This window comes from Pseudomonas syringae CC1557 (assembly GCF_000452705.1).
Taxonomy (GTDB): Bacteria; Pseudomonadota; Gammaproteobacteria; order Pseudomonadales; family Pseudomonadaceae; genus Aquipseudomonas; species Aquipseudomonas syringae_F.
Map to the genome: position 1 here is coordinate 3,913,903 of NZ_CP007014.1, position 20,448 is coordinate 3,934,350.

The 20,448-nt window shown below is 59.3% G+C and carries 12 protein-coding genes and 2 pseudogenes; 8 read left to right on the forward strand and 6 right to left on the reverse strand.

The window, feature by feature from the left end:
• Positions 1-11: 11 nt before the first annotated feature.
• From N018_RS17205 to acnD, 4 genes and pseudogenes are all read left to right on the forward strand, one after another.
• Positions 12-326 (forward strand): annotated as a pseudogene (locus N018_RS17205) (GntR family transcriptional regulator); the annotation flags it as partial.
• The gene (gene prpB / locus N018_RS17210; RefSeq protein ID WP_025389423.1) at positions 323-1,216 is read left to right on the forward strand and encodes a methylisocitrate lyase; all 894 of its coding nucleotides are present in this window, start codon (positions 323-325) and stop codon (positions 1,214-1,216) included. The pseudogene N018_RS17205 and the gene prpB, both read left to right, overlap by 4 nt.
• Before the next feature lie 120 nt (positions 1,217-1,336).
• Positions 1,337-2,464 (forward strand): bifunctional 2-methylcitrate synthase/citrate synthase, encoded by a 1,128-nt coding sequence (gene prpC / locus N018_RS17215; RefSeq protein ID WP_025389424.1) that lies wholly within the window; start codon positions 1,337-1,339, stop codon positions 2,462-2,464.
• Between the two features lie 70 nt (positions 2,465-2,534).
• Entirely contained in the window at positions 2,535-5,123 is a 2,589-nt protein-coding gene (acnD, locus tag N018_RS17220; RefSeq protein WP_025389425.1) for a Fe/S-dependent 2-methylisocitrate dehydratase AcnD, read from the forward strand.
• Positions 5,124-5,287: 164 nt separating this feature from the next.
• Here the strand turns inward: acnD and N018_RS17225 are convergent.
• The 5 genes and pseudogenes from N018_RS17225 to N018_RS17245 all read right to left on the reverse strand — a co-directional run.
• Positions 5,288-6,838, reverse strand: a pseudogene (locus N018_RS17225) (DHA2 family efflux MFS transporter permease subunit); the annotation flags it as partial.
• A gap of 51 nt (positions 6,839-6,889) precedes the next feature.
• Positions 6,890-8,098 carry an HlyD family secretion protein gene (locus tag N018_RS17230; RefSeq protein WP_025390314.1) on the reverse strand — a complete coding sequence of 403 codons (1,209 nt, stop codon included), beginning with the start codon at positions 8,096-8,098 and terminating at the stop codon, positions 6,890-6,892.
• Between the two features lie 100 nt (positions 8,099-8,198).
• Entirely contained in the window at positions 8,199-8,687 is a 489-nt protein-coding gene (locus N018_RS17235) for a MarR family winged helix-turn-helix transcriptional regulator (protein WP_024644830.1), read from the reverse strand.
• Between the two features lie 151 nt (positions 8,688-8,838).
• Entirely contained in the window at positions 8,839-9,462 is a 624-nt protein-coding gene (locus N018_RS17240) for a tRNA-(ms[2]io[6]A)-hydroxylase (protein ID WP_024644829.1), read from the reverse strand.
• A gap of 83 nt (positions 9,463-9,545) precedes the next feature.
• The gene (locus N018_RS17245; RefSeq protein ID WP_025390315.1) at positions 9,546-10,016 is read right to left on the reverse strand and encodes a DUF1289 domain-containing protein; all 471 of its coding nucleotides are present in this window, start codon (positions 10,014-10,016) and stop codon (positions 9,546-9,548) included.
• Positions 10,017-10,418: 402 nt separating this feature from the next.
• On the opposite strand from N018_RS17245, the gene acnB reads away from it, so the two are divergent.
• Both acnB and mntP read left to right on the forward strand, forming a co-directional pair.
• Positions 10,419-13,028 (forward strand): bifunctional aconitate hydratase 2/2-methylisocitrate dehydratase, encoded by a 2,610-nt coding sequence (acnB, locus tag N018_RS17250; RefSeq protein ID WP_025390316.1) that lies wholly within the window; start codon positions 10,419-10,421, stop codon positions 13,026-13,028.
• Between the two features lie 280 nt (positions 13,029-13,308).
• Complete coding sequence (gene mntP / locus N018_RS17255) at positions 13,309-13,881, forward strand: manganese efflux pump MntP (RefSeq protein WP_025390317.1); 573 nt, start codon at positions 13,309-13,311, stop codon at positions 13,879-13,881.
• A gap of 106 nt (positions 13,882-13,987) precedes the next feature.
• Here mntP and N018_RS17260 read toward each other — a convergent pair whose 3' ends face one another.
• Complete coding sequence (locus N018_RS17260) at positions 13,988-18,844, reverse strand: NAD-glutamate dehydrogenase (protein ID WP_024644825.1); 4,857 nt, start codon at positions 18,842-18,844, stop codon at positions 13,988-13,990.
• 366 nt (positions 18,845-19,210) lie between these two features.
• Between N018_RS17260 and N018_RS17265 the strand changes: the two genes are divergently transcribed.
• Positions 19,211-19,570 (forward strand): hypothetical protein, encoded by a 360-nt coding sequence (locus tag N018_RS17265; RefSeq protein ID WP_025390318.1) that lies wholly within the window; start codon positions 19,211-19,213, stop codon positions 19,568-19,570.
• Between the two features lie 47 nt (positions 19,571-19,617).
• Positions 19,618-20,364 (forward strand): amidohydrolase family protein, encoded by a 747-nt coding sequence (locus N018_RS17270; protein WP_024644823.1) that lies wholly within the window; start codon positions 19,618-19,620, stop codon positions 20,362-20,364.
• The last annotated feature ends 84 nt before the right edge of the window (positions 20,365-20,448 follow it).

Sequence of the window (20,448 nt, forward strand, 5' to 3'; positions counted from 1 at the left end):
TTACCACGATCGGCTATTACCAGCAGGAAGGCGATTTCGATTTTCATTACCGGATCATTCAGGGCAGCGGCAACCGCACCCTCAGCCAGATGCTCTGCGGTGAGCTTTATCAACTGGTGCGCATGTACCGCATCCAGTTTTCCACCACACCCAATCGGCCTCGTCAGGCCTTTGCCGAACACCACCGGATTCTCGACGCCATTGCCGAGCGTGACGGCGAGCTGGCTGAATTGTTGATGCGCCGTCATATCGGTGCGTCCAGACGCAACATCGAGCGCCACTATCAGGCGGCTTCCCAGAAGACTTCGGACCGAGGTGAACAATGAGTCACAACAACAGTACTCCCGGCCAGCGCTTCCGCGATGCGGTTGCCAGCGAACAGCCGTTGCAGGTGGTCGGCGCGATCAACGCGAATCATGCGCTGCTGGCAAAACGGGCGGGTTTCAAGGCTATCTATCTGTCTGGCGGAGGAGTGGCGGCAGGTTCGCTGGGTATTCCGGATCTGGGGATTACCGGTCTGGAAGATGTGCTGATCGATGTTCGGCGCATCACGGACGTGTGTGATTTGCCGCTGCTGGTGGATGTCGACACCGGCTTCGGTTCCTCTGCATTCAATGTGGCGCGTACCGTGCGCTCAATGATCAAGGCCGGCGCAGCGGCGATTCATATCGAAGATCAGGTCGGCGCCAAGCGCTGCGGCCATCGTCCAAACAAGGAAATCGTTTCACAGCAGGAAATGGTCGACCGCATCAAGGCGGCCGTCGATGCGCGAACCGATGACAGCTTCGTGATCATGGCGCGCACCGATGCGCTGGCGGTCGAAGGTCTGGAATCGGCGCTGGAGCGGGCTGCCGCGTGCATCGAAGCGGGTGCGGACATGGTCTTCCCCGAGGCAATTACCGAACTGGCGATGTACAAGCTGTTCGCCCATCGCGCCGGTGTGCCGATTCTGGCCAATATCACTGAATTTGGTGCGACACCGCTGTTTACCGTTGACGAATTGCGCGAAGCCAGCGTGTCGCTGGTGCTCTATCCCCTTTCTGCATTCCGCGCCATGAACAAGGCCGCGGAAACCGTTTACGGCGCGATTCGTCGCGACGGCAGCCAGAAAAACGTGATCGACACAATGCAGACCCGCATGGAGCTGTACGACGCTATCGATTACCACACCTTCGAGCAGAAACTGGATGCGCTGTTTGCGCAGAAGAAGGGGTGATGAGCTGAGACCATAATCGCTCTCGTTCCTACGCTCTGCGTCCGACCTTGAGCACGTGGCGCGGCACGAGAGTTATTGTGCTTCGCGTTCCATCACACAAAAACAAAATTGGAGAACACCATGGCTGAAGCAAAAGTATTGAGTGGTGCCGGGCTACGCGGGCAGGTTGCCGGGCAGACCGCACTGTCGACAGTGGGCATGGCCGGTGCCGGGCTGACCTATCGCGGCTATGACGTGCGTGAACTGGCCGCCGAGGCCCGCTTCGAGGAAGTCGCCTATCTGCTGCTGTACGGCGAATTGCCTGATCAAGCGCAACTGTCCGACTACATGGACAAGCTCAAGAGCCTGCGTGATCTGCCGCAGGCCTTGAAAGAGGTGCTGGAGCGCATCCCCGCCGACACTCATCCGATGGATGTTATGCGCACCGGTGCATCGATGCTCGGCACGCTGGAGCCAGAGCGCAGTTTTGATCAGCAGCGCGACGCCACCGACCGCTTGCTCGCGGCCTTCCCGGCGATCATGTGTTACTGGTATCGCTTCAGCCACGACGGCAAGCGCATCGACTGCACCACGAGCGAAGACTCCATTGGCGGGCATTTTCTGCACCTGTTGCTGGACAAGGCCCCCAGCGAGTTGCACCGCAAGGTCATGGACGTGTCGCTGATTCTGTACGCCGAGCATGAATTCAACGCTTCGACCTTTACCGCACGGGTGTGCGCGTCGACCCTTTCTGACCTGTTTTCCTGCGTCACGGCAGCCATTGGCACCCTGCGCGGTCCGCTGCACGGCGGGGCCAACGAGGCGGCGATGGAAATGATCCAGCGTTTTGCGTCGGCTGAAGAAGCGACCCAGGGCACCTTGGGCATGCTGGAGCGCAAGGAAAAGATCATGGGCTTCGGTCATGCGATCTATAAAGAGTCCGACCCGCGTAACGAGGTGATCAAGGGCTGGTCGAAAAAACTCGCCGCTGAGGCAGGTGATAGCGTGCTGTTTCCGGTTTCCGAGGCCATCGACAAGGTCATGTGGGAGCAGAAAAAGCTGTTCCCCAACGCCGACTTCTATCACGCATCGGCCTACCATTTCATGGGCATTCCGACCAAGCTGTTCACCCCGATTTTTGTCTGTTCGAGACTCACAGGCTGGGCCGCCCACGTTTTCGAGCAGCGCGCCAACAACCGCATTATTCGCCCAAGTGCCGAATACATTGGTGTCGAGCAGCGTCGCTTCGTGCCCATCGAACAGCGCTGAAAAAAGGGGCAGGGGAGCCGCTGACGAGCTTCCCGCCCGTATTCCGAACATTCCGTGAGCGAGTCCCGCAATGAACAGTGAATTTCGCAAACCGCTCCCCGGCACCCGACTGGATTATTTCGATGCGCATGCGGCGGTCGAAGCGATCAAGCCTGGTGCATACGCTACGTTGCCGTATACCTCGCGGGTGCTGGCCGAAAACCTCGTGCGCCGCTGCGATCCAGCAACACTGACGGCTTCGCTGACGCAGCTAATCGAGCGCAGGCGCGATCTGGACTTTCCCTGGTTTCCGGCGCGGGTCGTGTGCCATGACATTCTTGGCCAGACCGCACTGGTAGACCTCGCCGGGCTGCGCGATGCCATCGCTTCCCAAGGCGGCGACCCGGCGCTGGTCAACCCGGTGGTGCCGGTGCAGTTGATTGTCGATCACTCTCTGGCTGTCGAGGCTGATGGCAACGACCCGCAGGCCTTCGCAAAGAACCGTGCCATCGAGGATCGCCGTAACGAAGACCGTTTTCACTTCATCGACTGGACCAAGCTGGCGTTCAAGAACGTCGAAGTGATCCCGCCGGGCAACGGCATCATGCACCAGATCAATCTGGAGAAAATGTCGCCGGTGGTGCAGGTTCTCGATGGTGTGGCATTCCCGGACACACTGGTTGGCACCGACAGCCATACCCCGCATGTGGACGCACTGGGTGTGATTGCCATTGGCGTCGGCGGCCTTGAAGCTGAAAACGTGATGCTCGGCCGTGCTTCCTGGATGCGCCTGCCGGACATCATCGGCGTCGAACTGACCGGTCGCCGTCAGCCGGGCATCACCGCCACTGATGTGGTGCTGGCCCTGACCGAATACCTGCGTCAGCAGAAGGTCGTCGGCGCGTATCTCGAATTCTTCGGTGCGGGTGCGTCCAGCCTGACCCTGGGCGACCGGGCGACGATCTCCAACATGGCGCCGGAATACGGCGCGACAGCGGCGATGTTTTCCATTGATTCGCAAACCATCGATTACCTGCGCCTGACCGGCCGTGAAGACGAGCAGGTCAAGCTGGTCGAGCTGTATGCCCGGCACACCGGTTTGTGGTCAGACAGCCTGAGCGAAGTGGAATACGAGCGGGTGCTGAGCTTCGATCTGTCCAGCGTGGTGCGCAACATGGCCGGGCCGTCCAACCCGCACTCGCGGGTGGCGACTGCCGATCTGGCGGCCAGAGGCATTGCCGGGCAGTGGGACGACGTGCCAGGGCAGATGCCCGATGGCGCAGTGATCATCGCGGCGATCACCAGTTGCACCAACACCAGCAACCCGCGCAACGTGATTTCGGCAGGCCTGCTGGCGCGTAACGCCAACCGTCTGGGGCTCGGCCGCAAGCCGTGGGTGAAATCTTCTCTGGCGCCGGGATCGAAAACCGTGGCGCTGTACCTGGATGCGGCAGGGCTTACGTCCGAGCTGGAACAACTGGGTTTCGGCGTGGTGGCATTTGCCTGCACCACCTGTAACGGCATGTCCGGATCGCTTGATCCGCTGATCCAGCAGGAAATCATTGACCGTGATCTTTACGCCACGGCGGTCCTGTCCGGTAACCGAAATTTCGATGGGCGCATTCACCCTTACGCCAAACAGGCCTTTCTGGCCTCGCCGCCCTTGGTAGTGGCTTATGCGATTGCCGGGACCATTCGGTTCGACATTGAAAATGATGTGCTGGGTATCGCCGAGGGTAAGGAAATTCGCCTCAAGGATATCTGGCCCAGCGATGAAGAGATCGATGCAGTGGTGCAGGCTTCGGTCAGGCCGGAACAGTTCCGTCAGGTCTACATCCCGATGTTTGCCATCGAAGAACACACCGGGCCGAAGGTCGAGCCGTTGTATGACTGGCGTCCGATGAGCACCTATATTCGTCGTCCGCCCTATTGGGAAGGCGCTCTGGCCGGGGAGCGTACGCTCAAGGGCATGCGTCCGCTGGCAGTGCTGCCCGACAACATCACCACCGATCACCTGTCGCCATCCAACGCGATCATGCGCGACAGCGCAGCGGGCGAATACCTGGCGAAAATGGGCTTGCCGGAGGAGGATTTCAATTCCTACGCCACCCATCGCGGCGATCACCTGACCGCCCAACGGGCGACCTTCGCCAACCCGCAACTGGTCAACGAAATGGCCGTGGTCGACGGCAAGGTGAAAAAAGGTTCGCTGACGCGCATAGAGCCGGACGGTCAGGTCACGCGCATGTGGGAGGCCATCGAAACCTACATGGCACGCAAGCAGCCGCTGATCATTATTGCCGGTGCCGACTACGGTCAGGGCTCGTCCCGCGACTGGGCAGCCAAAGGCGTCAGGTTGGCAGGCGTCGAAGCGATTGCAGCAGAAGGTTTCGAGCGCATTCATCGGACCAACCTGGTCGGCATGGGCGTACTGCCGCTGGAGTTCAAATCAGGCACTAGTCGCCTGACCCTGGGCATTGACGGTAGCGAGACCTTCGACGTGATCGGCCAGCGCACACCGCGCGCGACGTTGACGCTGGTAATCCAGCGTAAAAACGGCGAACGCGTCGAGGTGCCAGTGACCTGTCGCCTGGACACCGCCGAAGAACTCTCGATCTACGAAGCCGGTGGCGTGCTGCAGCGTTTTGCTCAGGATTTTCTGGAGGCCACTGCATCATAGCTGCGCTGGAGCGTGAGGAACGATAAGCGTGCGCAAGAGCACTATCGTGCCCATGCTCCGCGTGGGCACGCAGTTCGTGACGTGCGATGTCAGTGCCATCGCGGTTGAAAAAGCGCTTTAGAGCAGTTTGGCTAAACGCATGGTTCAGATAGGCGCATAGGAATCTAGTGCCCGCCCCCTGCTGCAGGCCCGGCCTTGGCGGCGAATGGGGGTTTGGCCAGCCAGACCAGTAGAATCAGCCCCGCGAATATCCAGCCCAGCAAGTAGAAGTAATCCACCGTGGACATCATGTAGGCCTGCGCGTTGAGGGTGCGCTCCAGTTGCGCATAGGCCTGCGGACTGGCACCCCCCAGGCTGTCCAGGGCATGGCGGGTCGCGGGGTCGAAGGTGCTGATGTTTTCGCTCAGGTACGCATGGTGCTGGTTGGCCCGGCGAATCCAGATCCAGGTGGTCAGCGACGCCGCGAAGCTGCCGCCCAGAGTCCGCAGGAAGGTCGCCAGCCCCGAGCCATCGGCAATCTGATCAGGCGGCAGGTCGGACAGCAGAATGCTCAGGGTCGGCATGAAGAACAGTGCCACGCCGATGCCCATGAACAACTGCACCATGGCCACGTGTTCGAAATCCACGTCGGTATTGAAGCCGGCACGCATGAAGCAGCTCAGGCCCATGGCCAGAAACGCCAGCCCTGCCAGCAGGCGCAGGTCGAACTTGTGCGCGTACTTGCCGACGAAGGGCGACATCAACACCGGCAGTATGCCAATGGGCGCCACGGCCAGCCCGGCCCAGGTCGCGGTATAGCCCATTTGGGTCTGTAACCACTGCGGCAATATCAGGTTTATACCGAAGAAGCCCGAATAACCGCCGATCATGACCAGCGTACCAATCCGGAAATTGCGGTAGGCAAACAACCTGAGGTTGACGACGGGGTGTTTGTCGGTCATTTCCCAGATCACGAAGAACGTCAACGCAACCAGCGAAATCAGCGATCCGGACACAATGAAAGTCGATTCGAACCAGTCCAGATCATTGCCCTTGTCGAGCACAACCTGCAACGCGCCGACGCCGATGATCAACGCCAGCAAACCAATATAGTCAAGCGGCTGCCGCGCGGTATTGACCGGCCGCTTGGCCATTTGCGAGCGCACCACCAGTACCGCGAACAGGCCGATGGGAATGTTGATGAAGAAGATCCACGGCCAGCTGTAACTGTCGGTGATCCAGCCGCCGAGGATCGGCCCGGCAATCGGCGCAACCACCGTGACCATCGCCAGCAATGCCAGAGCCATCCCCCGTTTTGCAGGCGGATACACCGCAATCAGCAACGTCTGGCTCATCGGATACAGCGGTCCGGCCACCATGCCCTGCAGTGCCCGAAAGCCAACCAGTTCAGGCATGGATTGGGAGATACCGCACAAAAACGACGCCATCACGAACAGAATGGTGGCCCACAGAAACAGTTTGACCTCACCAAAACGCCGACTCAACCAACCAGTCAGTGGCAAGGCAATCGCGTTGCTGACCGCAAACGAGGTGATCACCCAGGTGCTCTGCTCCGAGCTGACCCCCAGGTTGCCAGCGATGGTCGGCAGCGCCACGTTGGCAATGGTGGTGTCGAGCACTTGCATGAAAGTCGCCAGCGACAGGCCGATGGTGCACAGCAACAGGCTTGGCGGGGTGAAAGAAGCGGGGGCATTGTTGCTCATCGCGAATCCCTGAAAACGAGTGCGGCACCCCGGCCTGTGGGCCGGGGTTCACGGATTGGCGGTTCAGCGCTGCGCGGACGTCTTGCCGCCGGAAGCACTGTTCTCGTGGATCAGACGGGTAATCAGCGCGTCGGCATCGGCCAACTGCTCGGTGTAGACCTGAGTGCTGAAAGCCGCCTGTTTGCGTGGCTGCTGCGCCAGCACCGGGCCACTCTGATCATGCAGATCGACGTCAACGGTGGTCGACAGGCCGACACGCAACGGGTGCTTCGCCAGTTCTTCCGGGTTGATGTGCACCCGTACCGGCACGCGCTGGACAATCTTGATCCAGTTACCGGTCGCATTCTGTGCAGGCAACAGTGCGAACGCACTACCGGTTCCGGCGCCCAGGCTGTCGATGGTGCCGCTGTACTTCACATCGCTGCCGTACAGGTCAGAGCTGATTTCCACCGGCTGGCCGATACGCATCTTGCCCAGCTGGGTTTCCTTGAAGTTGGCATCGATCCACAACTGATCCAGCGGGATGACCGCCATGGTCGCGGTGCCTGGCTGAATGCGCTGCCCCAGTTGCACAGTGCGCTTGGCCACATAACCGGTAACCGGCGCCACCAGCGTGGAACGCGCATTGGCCAGATAGGCCTGACGCAACTGGGCGGCGGCAGACTTGACGTCCGGATGCGAGGACACAACCGTGTCATCGACAAGCGCCACGCTGGTGCTCAACTGCTGCTGAAGGCTGTTCAGGGCACTTTGCGCACTGGTCAGACTGTCTCGAGCGTGGGACAGCTCTTCCTGCGAAATCGCGCCCCCCGCAGCCAGACTGCGGCGGCGGTTATAGTTGTCCTGAGCGGTCTGCACTGCGGTACGCTGCGCGGCCAGTTGCGCTTTCATCCCATCAACGTTGCTGTACAGACCACGCACCTGACGCACGACCTTGCCCAGATTAGCCTCGGCGCTTTGCAGCGAAACCTCGGCGTCACTCGGATCGAACTTGAGCAGAACCTGCCCTTCGTGTACCAGATCGCCGTCATCGGCACCAATACTGATGACCGTCCCGGTCACCAGCGGGGTGATCTCGACCACATTGCCATTCACATAGGCATCGTCGGTTTCCTCGCTCCATTGCCCGTATATCTCATACCAGGCCCAGATGCCCAGGCCGCAAAGCACGACAATGATCGCAAGCCCGATCAGCAGAAACCTGCGCTTGCCAGGGTTGGCGTCTTTCTTTTGCGACGTTTCCGATGTGTTTTCAGTGGCGGCAGTGGCCATGACGATTACCTTGTAGTCAGCGACGGCTGGACAGTTGCCAACACCCTTTCAGGGCGGTGGGCGGTTAGCAGGCTTGCGCATGCTCGCGATGTCGTACCGTTCAGCCTTTGGCTTTGGGATTGAAGCTCAAGCGAGTGAGCGTGATGTGGTCATCTGCGGCCACCAGCACTTTGGTAAGAATGCGTTGCAGCGTCGCAACCTCCTCCACGTCCAGCGTGGCGAAGATTTCATTCATGGCGTCGGCGCCGATCTGCGGCAACAGATCGGAAAGCGTCTGCCCCTGCTCGGTCAGCGCAAGGCGAACCTGACGACGGTCCGTCGCCGAGCGCGTCCGCACAATCAGCTCTTTCTGTTCCAGACGGTCCAGCATTCGAGTCATCGAACCGCTGTCCAGCGACAGGTGCCGGCACAATTCCACCGGGGTATCGGTGGAGAACTGGGCAATGATGATCAGTACCTTGAACTGGGCGAAGGTCACGTCGTAAGGCAGTAGATACTTGTCCAGCATGCGGTCTTTAAGCGCATTGGTACGGCCGACCAGCAAACCGATCAGGGTGGAATCAAAATTGTCGGGGCTGAAATGTTTCAAGGTCTTACCCGGATAGCTGCTTAGGCAGTGATTGCAAAATATTACTGCCTAGGCAGCCGTTGTCAAAGCATTTATTAGCTTGCTTACTAAAAGTGCATAAAAAAACGATCGCTGGTAAGGCGATCGTTTTTTGTGAAGCGCAGGCGAGCACTCAGGCAGCGGCAGGTACTTCAGCAGGTACGCCACTGTGAAATCGGAATTCTTCGTCCGGGCTTTCAATCAGCTCGCGCTCGGCCAGGCGGATTTCTTCGATTTTGGCATCGACATCGGCCTTGTCGCCGTAGCTGTAAGCGAGTTTCAGGTAGTCCTGAAAATGTCGTGCTTCAGACTTCAGCAGACCACCGTAGAACTTGGCCAGTTCGTCATCCAGATGCGGCACCAACGCTGCGAAACGCTCGCAGGAGCGCGCTTCGACAATAGCGCCTACGATCAGCGCGTCGGTCAGCCGGTACGGGTTGTGATTGCGCACGAGCTTGCGCAGCGCTCCGGCATAGCGTGCCGAGCTGATATTGGCCATCGGAATCTGACGCTTGCGGATGATGCTGATCACCTGCTCGAAATGGCGCAGTTCTTCGCGGGCAAGACGCGACATCTTGCTCAGCAGGTCGAATTTGTCGTTGTACTGAAACATGAACTGAAACGCGGCCCCGGCGGCCTTCTTTTCGTTGTTCGCATGATCGATCAACAAAATGTCCAGATTGCGCAGTGCAGCCTGAACCCAACTGTCAGGAGTGCGGCAGAGCAGAAAGGCTTCGATTTCAGGGATCGGGTACATAAGCTCACAGAATGACGGAGAGGCAAGGCCCGGCATTATACGAGCAGCACCGCGGACTCGCGATACAAATGCACAGCGTCCAGTCAGGCGCCAAATGCATCCTTCAAGAAGCCCGGCGCGATGTAACGCTGATAATGCGCTTCGGACAGCAGGAAGAACTCGCGATCAATCGCATCGCGCAGCTCTGGCAACGTCCAGTCACGAAACTCCGGCAACAACACGAAACCGTAGGCCTCGACCTGACTGATGACCCGCGCACCGCGCGCGATCAACTGATAGGCCCAGCAATACTCGGACTGATGCGGCACGAAGCGGATCTTGCGCTGGATGAGCTGCATGCGCAGCTTGTCGGCATCGAAGATTTCGAGCTTGGCAGTCATCACCTGAACCAGCAATTGCTCCAGACGCAGCCACACAGCCCTTTTTTCATCTTCGTTGTAGCCATTCCAATGGATGACCTCGTGATGGAAGCGTTTGCAGCCACGGCACACCAGGTCCCCGTAAACAGTGGAGCAAAGGCCGATGCAGGGTGTCTTGATGATGTAATCAGGCATGTCAGGCAGGACTGGGGAAGGCGAAACAAGCGCGTATGTTAGCCCTTTGTCTAAGCAAGTTCACCCCTGAAGATGTAGGGGCTAACTTACCTTTGACGAAGTTTTGGCGTAGAATCAGCGAGCCTTTTAAGGCGCCAATGTCCGTTGGAAGCTGTTTTCAAAGCGTCACGAGCACAGTCAGGTTAACCCCGCAGCGCGGCGTCGACAGGCCATTCCCTCATCACGAATGGCCGTGTCGACCGCTCATCCCCCCGTTCTGCAGGCGTAAAACTTTGAAAACAGCTTCTGTTAGGAATCGCCGATACCCTGCCAACAAGGTTCAATAAGCCTTGCGTGGGCGCGGACGATTTCTGGATGAGCGTCCCGGACACCCATTTGGGACCACTGATGAGGGTTAATACTGTGCTTGAAGCCTACCGTAAACACATCGAAGAGCGTGCCGCCCAGGGTATCGTGCCCCAGCCGCTTAACGCCGAACAAACTGCAGGCCTGGTCGAGCTGCTGAAAAATCCCCCGGCTGGCGAAGAAGCTTTCCTTGTCGACCTGATCACCAACCGCATTCCGCCAGGCGTTGACGAAGCTGCCTACGTCAAAGCCGGTTTTCTGTCTGCCCTGGCCAAGGGCGAAGCCACTTCTCCCCTGATCGACAAAAAGCGCGCAACCGAACTGTTGGGCACCATGCAGGGCGGTTACAACATCGTCACGCTGGTTGAACTGCTCGACGACGCCACGCTGGCGCCGGTCGCTGCCGAACAGCTCAAGCACACCTTGCTGATGTTCGACGCTTTCCACGACGTGGCCGAAAAAGCCAAGAACGGCAACGCTCACGCCAAGGCTGTCGTACAGTCCTGGGCTGACGGCGAGTGGTTCAAGAAGCGTCCGACCCTGGCCGACAAGATCAGCCTGCGCGTCTTCAAGGTCACTGGCGAAACCAACACCGACGACCTGTCCCCGGCACCTGATGCCTGGTCGCGCCCGGACATCCCGCTGCACGCCCTGGCCATGCTGAAAATGGCTCGCGAAGGCATCGTTCCAGACGTACAGGGCTCCATCGGCCCGATGAAGCAGATCGAAGAAATGCGCGGCCAGGGCTTCCCTATCGCCTATGTCGGTGACGTAGTCGGTACAGGTTCCTCGCGTAAATCGGCTACCAACTCGGTACTGTGGTTCTTCGGCGACGACGTTCCTTATGTACCGAACAAGCGTGCCGGTGGTTTCTGCTTCGGCAGCAAGATCGCTCCGATCTTCTATAACACCATGGAAGATGCGGGCGCTCTGCCAATCGAATTCGACGTTTCGAACATCAACATGGGCGACGTGATCGACGTTTACCCATACGCGGGCAAAGTCTGCAAGCACGACAGCGACGAAGTCATCACCACCTTCGAAATGAAGACCCCGGTGCTGCTCGACGAAGTTCGCGCTGGCGGCCGTATCCCGCTGATCATCGGTCGCGGCCTGACCGACAAGGCGCGTGCCGAACTGGGCCTGGGCCCTACCGATCTGTTCAAACTGCCAGAAGCACCTGTCGACACCGGCAAGGGCTTCACCCTGGCACAGAAAATGGTCGGCAAGGCGTGCGGCCTGCCGGAAGGCAAAGGCGTTCGTCCAGGTACTTACTGCGAACCGAAGATGACCACCGTCGGCTCTCAGGACACCACTGGTCCAATGACCCGTGATGAACTGAAAGACCTGGCGTGCCTGGGCTTCTCGACCGATCTGGTGATGCAGTCCTTCTGCCACACCGCGGCCTATCCAAAGCCGATTGACGTGACTACCCACCACACCCTGCCTGACTTCATCATGACCCGTGGCGGCGTTTCCCTGCGTCCGGGCGACGGCATCATCCACAGCTGGCTGAACCGCATGCTGCTGCCGGACACCGTCGGTACCGGTGGTGACTCGCACACCCGCTTCCCGATGGGCATCTCGTTCCCGGCCGGTTCCGGTCTGGTCGCGTTCGCCGCTGCCACCGGCGTCATGCCGCTGGACATGCCGGAATCGATCCTGGTGCGCTTCAAAGGCAAGATGCAACCGGGCGTCACCCTGCGTGACCTGGTTCATGCCATTCCTTACTTCGCGATTCAGGCTGGCCTGCTGACCGTCGAGAAGAAAGGCAAGAAGAACGCCTTCTCCGGCCGCATCCTGGAAATCGAAGGCCTGGACAACCTGAGCATCGAACAGGCTTTCGAGCTGTCCGACGCCTCGGCCGAACGTTCAGCTGCCGGTTGCACCATCAAGCTGGCCAAAGAGCCGATCATCGAATACCTGAACTCGAACATCACCCTGCTGCGCTGGATGATCGGCGAAGGCTACGGCGATGCACGTACTCTGGAACGTCGCGCCCAGGCGATGGAAGCCTGGGTTGCCAACCCAGAGCTGATGGTTGCCGATGCTGACGCCGAATACGCTGAAATCATCGAAATCGACTTGGCCGATATCAAAGAGCCTGTGCTCTGTGCGCCAAACGATCCAGACGACGCGCGTCTGCTGTCCAGCGTTGCTGGCGAGAAGATCGACGAAGTGTTCATCGGTTCGTGCATGACCAACATCGGTCACTTCCGCGCTGCCGGTAAACTGCTGGATCAGGTCAAGGGTAAGCTTCCAACGCGTCTGTGGCTGTCGCCGCCGACCAAGATGGACGCTCACCAGCTGACCGAGGAAGGCTACTACGGCATCTACGGCAAGGCTGGCGCACGCATGGAAATGCCGGGCTGCTCGCTGTGCATGGGTAACCAGGCACGTGTAGAACCGAACTCGACCGTTGTGTCGACATCGACCCGTAACTTCCCGAACCGCCTGGGTGACGGCGCGAACGTCTACCTGGCCTCCGCCGAGCTGGCGTCTGTTGCTTCGATTCTGGGTCGCCTGCCGACCGTCGAAGAGTACATGGGCTACGCCAACCAGATCGACACCATGGCAGCGGACGTGTACCGCTACCTGAGCTTCGATCAGATCGCCGAGTTCCGTGAAGCCGCTGCAAACGCCAACATTCCGGCCTTGCAAGTGTAAGCACAGCACCCAGCGTTAAAAGAACCCCATCCTAGCGATGGGGTTTTTTTTTGCGTTCGAGCGTTCCCGTACATATATTTTTCACATTTACATGGCTATAGTGACGGCCCTTGTTGGGGAGTAGCCTGCTCTTGACCCCGGTCACTGAGCGTTCGTATCAACATTCTCGGCAGCATGCCGTGGTGCGAACACCTTCTGGTTGGCGAGACCAACGATGCATCCATGCCTAAAGTCGGGCGTGTGGTTGCGTCGTTGACTCATAGCCCGACTGGATATAACCGTGAACCCGATTTCCCTCCTCTTTCTTGCGCTTGCCATGTCCACGGACGCCTTTGCTGCGGCTCTCGGTAAAGGAGCAAGCCTGCATAAGCCACGCTTTATCGAAGCGTTACGTACCGGCCTGATTTTCGGTGCCATCGAGACCATTACCCCGGTAATAGGCTGGGGTATCGGTCAAGTAGCGGCCCGCTTTGCTGAAAGCTGGGACCACTGGATCGCCTTCACGCTGTTGCTGGTACTCGGCCTGCACATGATCTACAACGGCATCAAACATGACGACGAGGACGAGCAGGAAAAACCGGGCACCCATTCTTTCTGGATTCTTGCCGTCACTGCGTTCGCTACCAGCATCGATGCACTCGCGGTTGGCGTAGGCCTGGCGTTTGTCGACGTCAATATCATGGTCGCTGCGTTGGCTATCGGCCTGGCCACCACCGTGATGGTTACCATTGGCGTGATGCTAGGCCGGGTACTTGGCAGCATGGTTGGCAAGCGCGCTGAAATCATTGGCGGCATCGTGCTGATCGCGGTTGGCGCGGCCATTCTCTATGAGCACTTGTCAGCGGCGGCTTGATCCATAACCTCAGCCTGTAAACGCAGACACAAAAAAACCGCATCTTTCGATGCGGTTTTTTATTTCTACAGCGAGTGGTGCAACCTGTTGCCAGGCGACCGAAGCATCACACAGTGATGCCCTGCCCGCTCATGGCCAGGTCCAGCAACTCACGGTTGGCGACCGCATACATCGCGTAATCGGTGCCGCTCGCTGCGCGGATATCGACCAGCATGGCGCGCCAGCGCTCAACCATCAGCGAATGCTGCTCAAGCCACAGGGCCAAACGTTCTTCGATGTCCGACGGGCCGTCGGCCATTTGCAGAACCGAAACGGTGATCGCCCGCTGTTGCCAGTCGACATCGTCACGGAACGCTTCACGCGCCAGGGCCTGCCAGTTATTTTCCACCGGCAGGCTGCTGATCTGCTGCAAGTACCAGGTAATGTCCAGCGCGCTGCCCACTGCAAAGTACGCCTTGGCCACGTCGGCAGCATTCTGCCCGGTGACGTCGGAGGCTTCGATGATCGGCAACAGCGTGTACAGGTGCGTGGTCCCGGCAACCATGCGCGCCAGCAACTCCGGCACGCCGGCTTCGACGTAAGCCTGATAGCGAGTCTGCCAGACCTCACGCGTCGGACCTTCGAGCAGTTCGTCGAGCTTGAGACCCAGCGCAGCGAGGTGCGGACCGAAGTGCGCCACATCACGCCCGGCATCCAGCTCGTTGCGACGGCTGCGCAGGAACCAGCGCGTGGCACGACGGCCCAGACGCATCAGCTCATCCATCAGTGCCAACTGGATTTCAGCCGAAACCTTGTAGTCCAGCGCCTCGATCTGTCGGAACCAGTGCGGCAGGTGGAAGATGTCACGCACGATCACGTAGGCACCGGCCACAGCAGCAGCGCTCATGCCCGTCGACTCTTTGAGCCGCTGCACGAAGGTGATGCCCATGTGATTGACCAGGTCGTTGGCGATCTGGGTGCTGACGATTTCGCGCTTCAGACGGTGACCACGCATGGCCGTGGAGAACCTCGCGCCCAGTGACGGCGGGAACGCAGTTTCCATGTCTCGCGTCAGATAATCATCATCCGGTACGCGGGACTCCAGCAGGGCCTCCTTGAGGTCGATCTTGCTGTACGAGATCAATACCGACAGTTCGGCACGGGTCAGGCCATGACCGGCTGCAACCCGCTCGGCGATCTGATCTTCGGCAGGCAGGAACTCGATGGCGCGATCCAGCTTGCCACGCGCCTCCAGATCGCTCATGAGGCGCTTGTATTCAGCAATCCGCTCGTAAGCGCGGCGTGCTGCCAACGACAGCGCCTGAGTCTGTTTGTAGTTGTTGCCGAGCACCAGATGACCCACTTCGTCGGTCATGCTTTCGAGCAACTGGTTGCGCTGCTTTTCGGTCATGTCACCGGCCTGCACCACTTCGTTGAGCAGGATCTTGATGTTCACTTCATGGTCGGAGCAGTCAACACCACCGGCGTTGTCGATGAAGTCGGTGTTGGTCGCGCCGCCATTCAAGCCGAACTCGACACGGCCCAGCTGGGTCATGCCCAGGTTACCGCCCTCACCCACCACCTTGCAGCGCAACTCGTTGCCGTCGACACGCAACGCATCGTTGGCCTTGTCGCCCACATCGGCATGCGACTCTTCACTGGATTTGACGTACGTACCGATGCCGCCGTTCCACAGCAGATCGACTGGCGCTTTGAGCAACGCATGCAGCAGTTCGGTCGGGGTCAGCTTGTCGGCCTTGATATCGAAGCGCGTCTTCATCTGTTCGGTGATGGCGATGCTCTTCAGGCTGCGCGGGAAGATCCCGCCGCCAGCGGACATGATGCTGGTATCGTAATCGGTCCACGACGAACGCGGCAGATTGAACAAGCGCTGACGCTCGACAAAGCTGGTGGCCGGGTCCGGATTCGGATCGATGAAGATGTGCAGGTGGTTGAACGCTGCGACCAGTTGCAGCTTGTCGGACATCAACAGGCCGTTGCCGAATACGTCACCGGCCATGTCGCCGATACCGATCACACTGATACTGTCCTGCTGCACGTTGATGTCGCGCTCGCGGAAGTGACGTTGCACACCGACCCACGCGCCCTTGGCAGTGATGCCCATCTTCTTGTGGTCGTAACCGGCCGAGCCGCCGGACGCAAACGCATCGCCCAGCCAGAAGCCGTAGTCGATGGCGATGCCGTTGGCGATGTCGGAGAAGGTTGCGGTGCCCTTGTCGGCAGCCACCACCAGGTACGGGTCGTCGTCATCGTGGCGCACCACATTGACCGGCGGCACCAGCACGCCTTCCTTGAGGTTGTCGGTGATGTCCAGCAGGCCCGAGATGAAGATGCGGTAGCAGGCGATTGCCTCGGCCTGCACTTCGTCACGATTGCCGGTGGTGGGCAGGCGACGAGGCACGAAGCCGCCTTTGGCACCGACCGGCACGATGACCGAGTTTTTCACCTGCTGGGCTTTTACCAGACCCAGTACTTCGGTCCGGAAGTCCTCCTCGCGGTCCGACCAGCGCAGGCCGCCACGCGCTACGTTGCCGAAGCGCAGATGCACGCCTTCGACACGCGGCGAATAAACAAAGATTTCGAACTTCGGCACCGGCTTGGGCAGCTCGGGAATCAGGCGCGGATTGAACTTGAAGCTGAAGTAGCCCTTGCTCTGGCCATTGGCGTCGGACTGATAGAAGTTGGTGCGCAGCGTGGCTTTGATCAGGTCCAGATAACGACGCAGGATGCGGTCTTCGTTGAGCACCTGAACGTCGTCCAGCGCGGTCAGAATCGCCTGCTCCAGACGCAATTGCTTGTCGTCCAGATCGTCGGAACCGAGCTTGCGCGCCAGATAGAAACGGGTCTTGAACAGCCGTGTCAGCTCGCGGGCAATGTCAGTGTGGTTGTTCAGTGTGGTCGCGATGTAGCCCAGATCGAAGCCCAGACGAATCTGCTTCAGGTAACGCGCATAGGCACGCAGCAACGCCACATCACGCCATGGCAGACCGGCAGTCAGCACCAGACGGTTGAACGCATCGTTTTCGGCATCGCCGCGCACGATGTGCACGAAGGCGTCCTGCAAGGTGTCGTTGAGCTGCTGAATGTCGAGGTTAAGGCCTTCGCCGTAGGTAAAGGCAAAGTCATGAATCCAGAACTCGCGGCCGTTGGCATGGTGCAGGCGGTACGGGAACTCACCCAGCACACGCAGGCCGAGGTTTTCCAGAATCGGCAACACGTCGGACAGCGCCAGCGGCGTGTCAGCGTGATACAGCTTGCAATGCAACTGCTGGCGATCACCGGCCAGTGGCTGATAGAAGCTCATCACCAGCGGATTGGTTTCGCTCAGGCTGAGCACGTGCTGCATGTCGACCACCGCCGAATGCGCAGCAAAGCGCTCGCGATAACCGGCCGGGAAGCCTTTCGGGAAGTCGGCCAGCACGTTGGTGCCTTGCGCTTCACCGAAGCTTTCCACGACCAGGCTGGCGTAATCGTCCTTCCACGAACGGCAGGCCTGAATAACTTCGTTTTCCAGTTGGGCAACGTCGATTTCCAGGTTGACCTTAGGGTCTACCCGCAAGATCAGTTGCACCCGCGCCAGCACCGATTCAGAGAAGAACGTCCAGAACTCGCAGTCGCTGGCCTTCAGGCGATCCATCAGCACTTGCTGGATCTTCTGTCGCACTTCGGTGGAGTAAACGTCACGCGGCACGTAAGCCAGGCAGTAGCAGAAACGGCCGTACGGGTCTTTGCGCAGGAACACGCGGATCTTGTTGCGTTCCTGAATCTGCACGATGGACATGACGGTCGTGAACAATTCGTCCACCGGTGTCTGGAACAGGTCGTCGCGTGGCAGCACTTCGACCACCTGCGCCAGCTCCTTGCCCAGGTGCGCCTTGGCATCGAAGCCGGAACGGCGCTCGACTTCTGCGACCTTGCGCCGGATGTACGGGATCTGCCGCACGCTCTCGCCGTACACCGACGAGGTGTACAGACCCATGAAACGACATTCCTTGATGACCTTGCCGGACGCATCGATCTGCCGGATAGACACGTAATCCGGGTAAGCCGGACGGTGTACGCGGCTTGGATGCGCGGCCTTGGCGAACGACAGCAGCACCGGCTCCTGCAGGTATTTCACTGCATAGTCTTCGATGTGCAGGTCTTCGTGGCTCAGCCCCGGGCGCAGCAATCGGGTCAGGCCCAGGAACGAGGATTCGTCGTAGACCAGCTGGCCGCCATTGGCGTCCGTGCGGACTTCGAACTCTTCGTAACCCAGAAAGGTAAAGTGGTTATCCACCAGCCATTGCAGGAAAACCTTGATCTCGGCCTTCTCTTGCTCGTCGGTATTGGACTGGTTGGCATCGATGCTCGCCAGCAGATCATGCAGACGCGCTTTCATCGGTGCGAAATCTTCGACCGCGACCCGCACCTCGCCGAGCACCTGCTCCAGCTCACGAGCCAGCACGTTCAACTCGCTGGCGCTGGCGCAACGGTCGATCTCCAGGTACATCAGCGATTCCTGCAGCACGTCTTCGCCGGTCGCGCCTTTAGGCAGCAGTTCCAGCAGTTCGCCGTTTGCGCCGCGGCGCACGCTGAGCACGGTGGTTTGCAGGGTGTGGATACTGTAGCCGCGGCGATTCAGTTCGGTACGGACAGAGTCGACCAGAAACGGCAGGTCGTGATGCAGCACTTCAACGGCAGTGTGAGTCGATTGCCATCCGTGACGCTCGTAATCGGGGTTGTAGACCCGGACCTGCGGGTGAGCGTGTTCGAAACGCTCCAGCAGACGCCAGGCAGACAAGGTGCAGCCTGCCAGATCGGACAGGCGACGCTGGGTGAGTTCGTCCAGAGAAATGATGCCGAAGAATTGCTCGGCGAACAGCGCCACTTGTGGCAGTGCCTGTTCGCTGATGTGCTGAGCCAGTGCCGCTTGCAGTTGATGCTGGAAGTCGGATTTGCTGGCTGCGGTGAAGAACGCCATCTGTGGTACTCCGCTTTGGCTTTTATTGGGGAGGCTTGAAGAAGGTGTTGAGACCGGGGCTGTCGTCGCACTCAATTGCGAGGACAGCTCCTGATCGAGTGTAAAGCTAAAGTACTAACGCCTGCTGTGTCAGGGTAGTCACATTTGAATTCCTCATAAAAAAAACTGGACGCATGGGTGACACCCTACACCACTCGTCTGTCATGCAGCTTAACGAGAGCTGAGCGCACACTGCTTACGAGGCTGCGACATATTCGGTCATTAGCCCACGCTAAAATCCACACCATGGTTCCGATCCCGGGCGACAATTCAGTCCCGGTGCTGGCAAAATCCATTCCACGCTTTTTCTACCGCACTGGAAACCCTATGCAAATCAAGACCGCCACACTCATCGCCAATGCCTGTGACGATGAATACGACAACATGGCGCTGCTCTGCTGCCACGGCGCAGGCGGCGATCTGTTTTCGCTGACCCGCTTTCCGGATGAAAACGAGGTGGAAATCACTATCGGCGATGACACCTCCCATACGGTCTCCAGCCTCAAGGTCAGCGTCAGCGCCCAGCGCCTGCTGGTGGAGATCGATCCCGCAGACGCGAAGCAACTGAACGGCCATGCGCAATTTGAAATCGTTCACGCTACAGACGCGGATGACTTGCCGGAGGTTCACCGAACCTTGCAAATCATCATGGACAATGTAGGCGAATACGTCAGCGAAATCGCTTGAGGGGCAAAAGCCGGTAGAGTGAGCTTTTCGCCCCCGAGGAGCTCGACATGCACACCATTTTCGATGCCCACTGCCACATCATCGACCCGCACTTTCCGCTGATCGCCAACAACGGCTTTCTACCCGAGCCGTTCGGCGTCAACGAGTACCTCTCGGTGGTCAAACCGCTGGGAATTGCTGGCGGTGCGGTGGTATCAGGTTCCTTTCAAGGCTTCGATCAGGGCTATCTGCTGGATGCCCTTGCCAAGCTGGGGCCGGGCTTTGTCGGCGTGACCCAACTGCCCGCAAGCGTCACCGATGAAGAACTCGACACCCTGAGTGCTGCAGGCGTTCGTGCCCTGCGCTTCAACCTCAAGCGCGGCGGCTCGGAGCAGCTCGACCAACTGGAAGTCCTGGCGCTGCGCGTGCATGAGCGTGTGGGCTGGCATTCAGAGCTGTACATCGACTCGCGAGAGCTGGCCGAAATCGAAACCCGCCTGCACAAACTGCCCGCCATCAGCATCGATCATCTGGGATTGAGCGCCGAAGGTCTGCCCGCGGTGCTGCGTCTGGCGGAACGCGGCGCGAAAATCAAGGCCTGCGGTTTCGGGCGTGTCGACTTCCCGGTCCGCGAAGCACTCAGGGATATTCACGCCGCCAACCCGAACGCCTTGATGTTCGGCACCGACCTGCCGTCAACCCGGGCACCACGACCATTCCAGGCAGACGACATCGACTTGCTGATCGATGCGCTCGGCGAACATGGCGCACGTCAGGCGCTGTGGGACAACGCAGCGCAGTTTTATCGTCGCTGATCATCGTCAAAGGTCGCCACCTGAAAACAGCGTGAAAACGTCTGTGCACATGCCACGTCCTACATGAATGCAGACAGAACATGT

Coding starts and splice junctions, on each gene's coding strand:
- prpB (WP_025389423.1), top strand. CDS start 323: ATGAGTCACAACAACAGTACTCCCGGCCAGCGCTTCCGCGATGCGGTT.
- N018_RS17265 (WP_025390318.1), top strand. CDS start 19,211: ATGCAAATCAAGACCGCCACACTCATCGCCAATGCCTGTGACGATGAA.
- prpC (WP_025389424.1), top strand. CDS start 1,337: ATGGCTGAAGCAAAAGTATTGAGTGGTGCCGGGCTACGCGGGCAGGTT.
- N018_RS17230 (WP_025390314.1), bottom strand. CDS start 8,098: ATGGCCACTGCCGCCACTGAAAACACATCGGAAACGTCGCAAAAGAAA.
- N018_RS17245 (WP_025390315.1), bottom strand. CDS start 10,016: ATGCCTGATTACATCATCAAGACACCCTGCATCGGCCTTTGCTCCACT.
- N018_RS17260 (WP_024644825.1), bottom strand. CDS start 18,844: ATGGCGTTCTTCACCGCAGCCAGCAAATCCGACTTCCAGCATCAACTG.
- N018_RS17240 (WP_024644829.1), bottom strand. CDS start 9,462: ATGTACCCGATCCCTGAAATCGAAGCCTTTCTGCTCTGCCGCACTCCT.
- N018_RS17270 (WP_024644823.1), top strand. CDS start 19,618: ATGCACACCATTTTCGATGCCCACTGCCACATCATCGACCCGCACTTT.
- acnD (WP_025389425.1), top strand. CDS start 2,535: ATGAACAGTGAATTTCGCAAACCGCTCCCCGGCACCCGACTGGATTAT.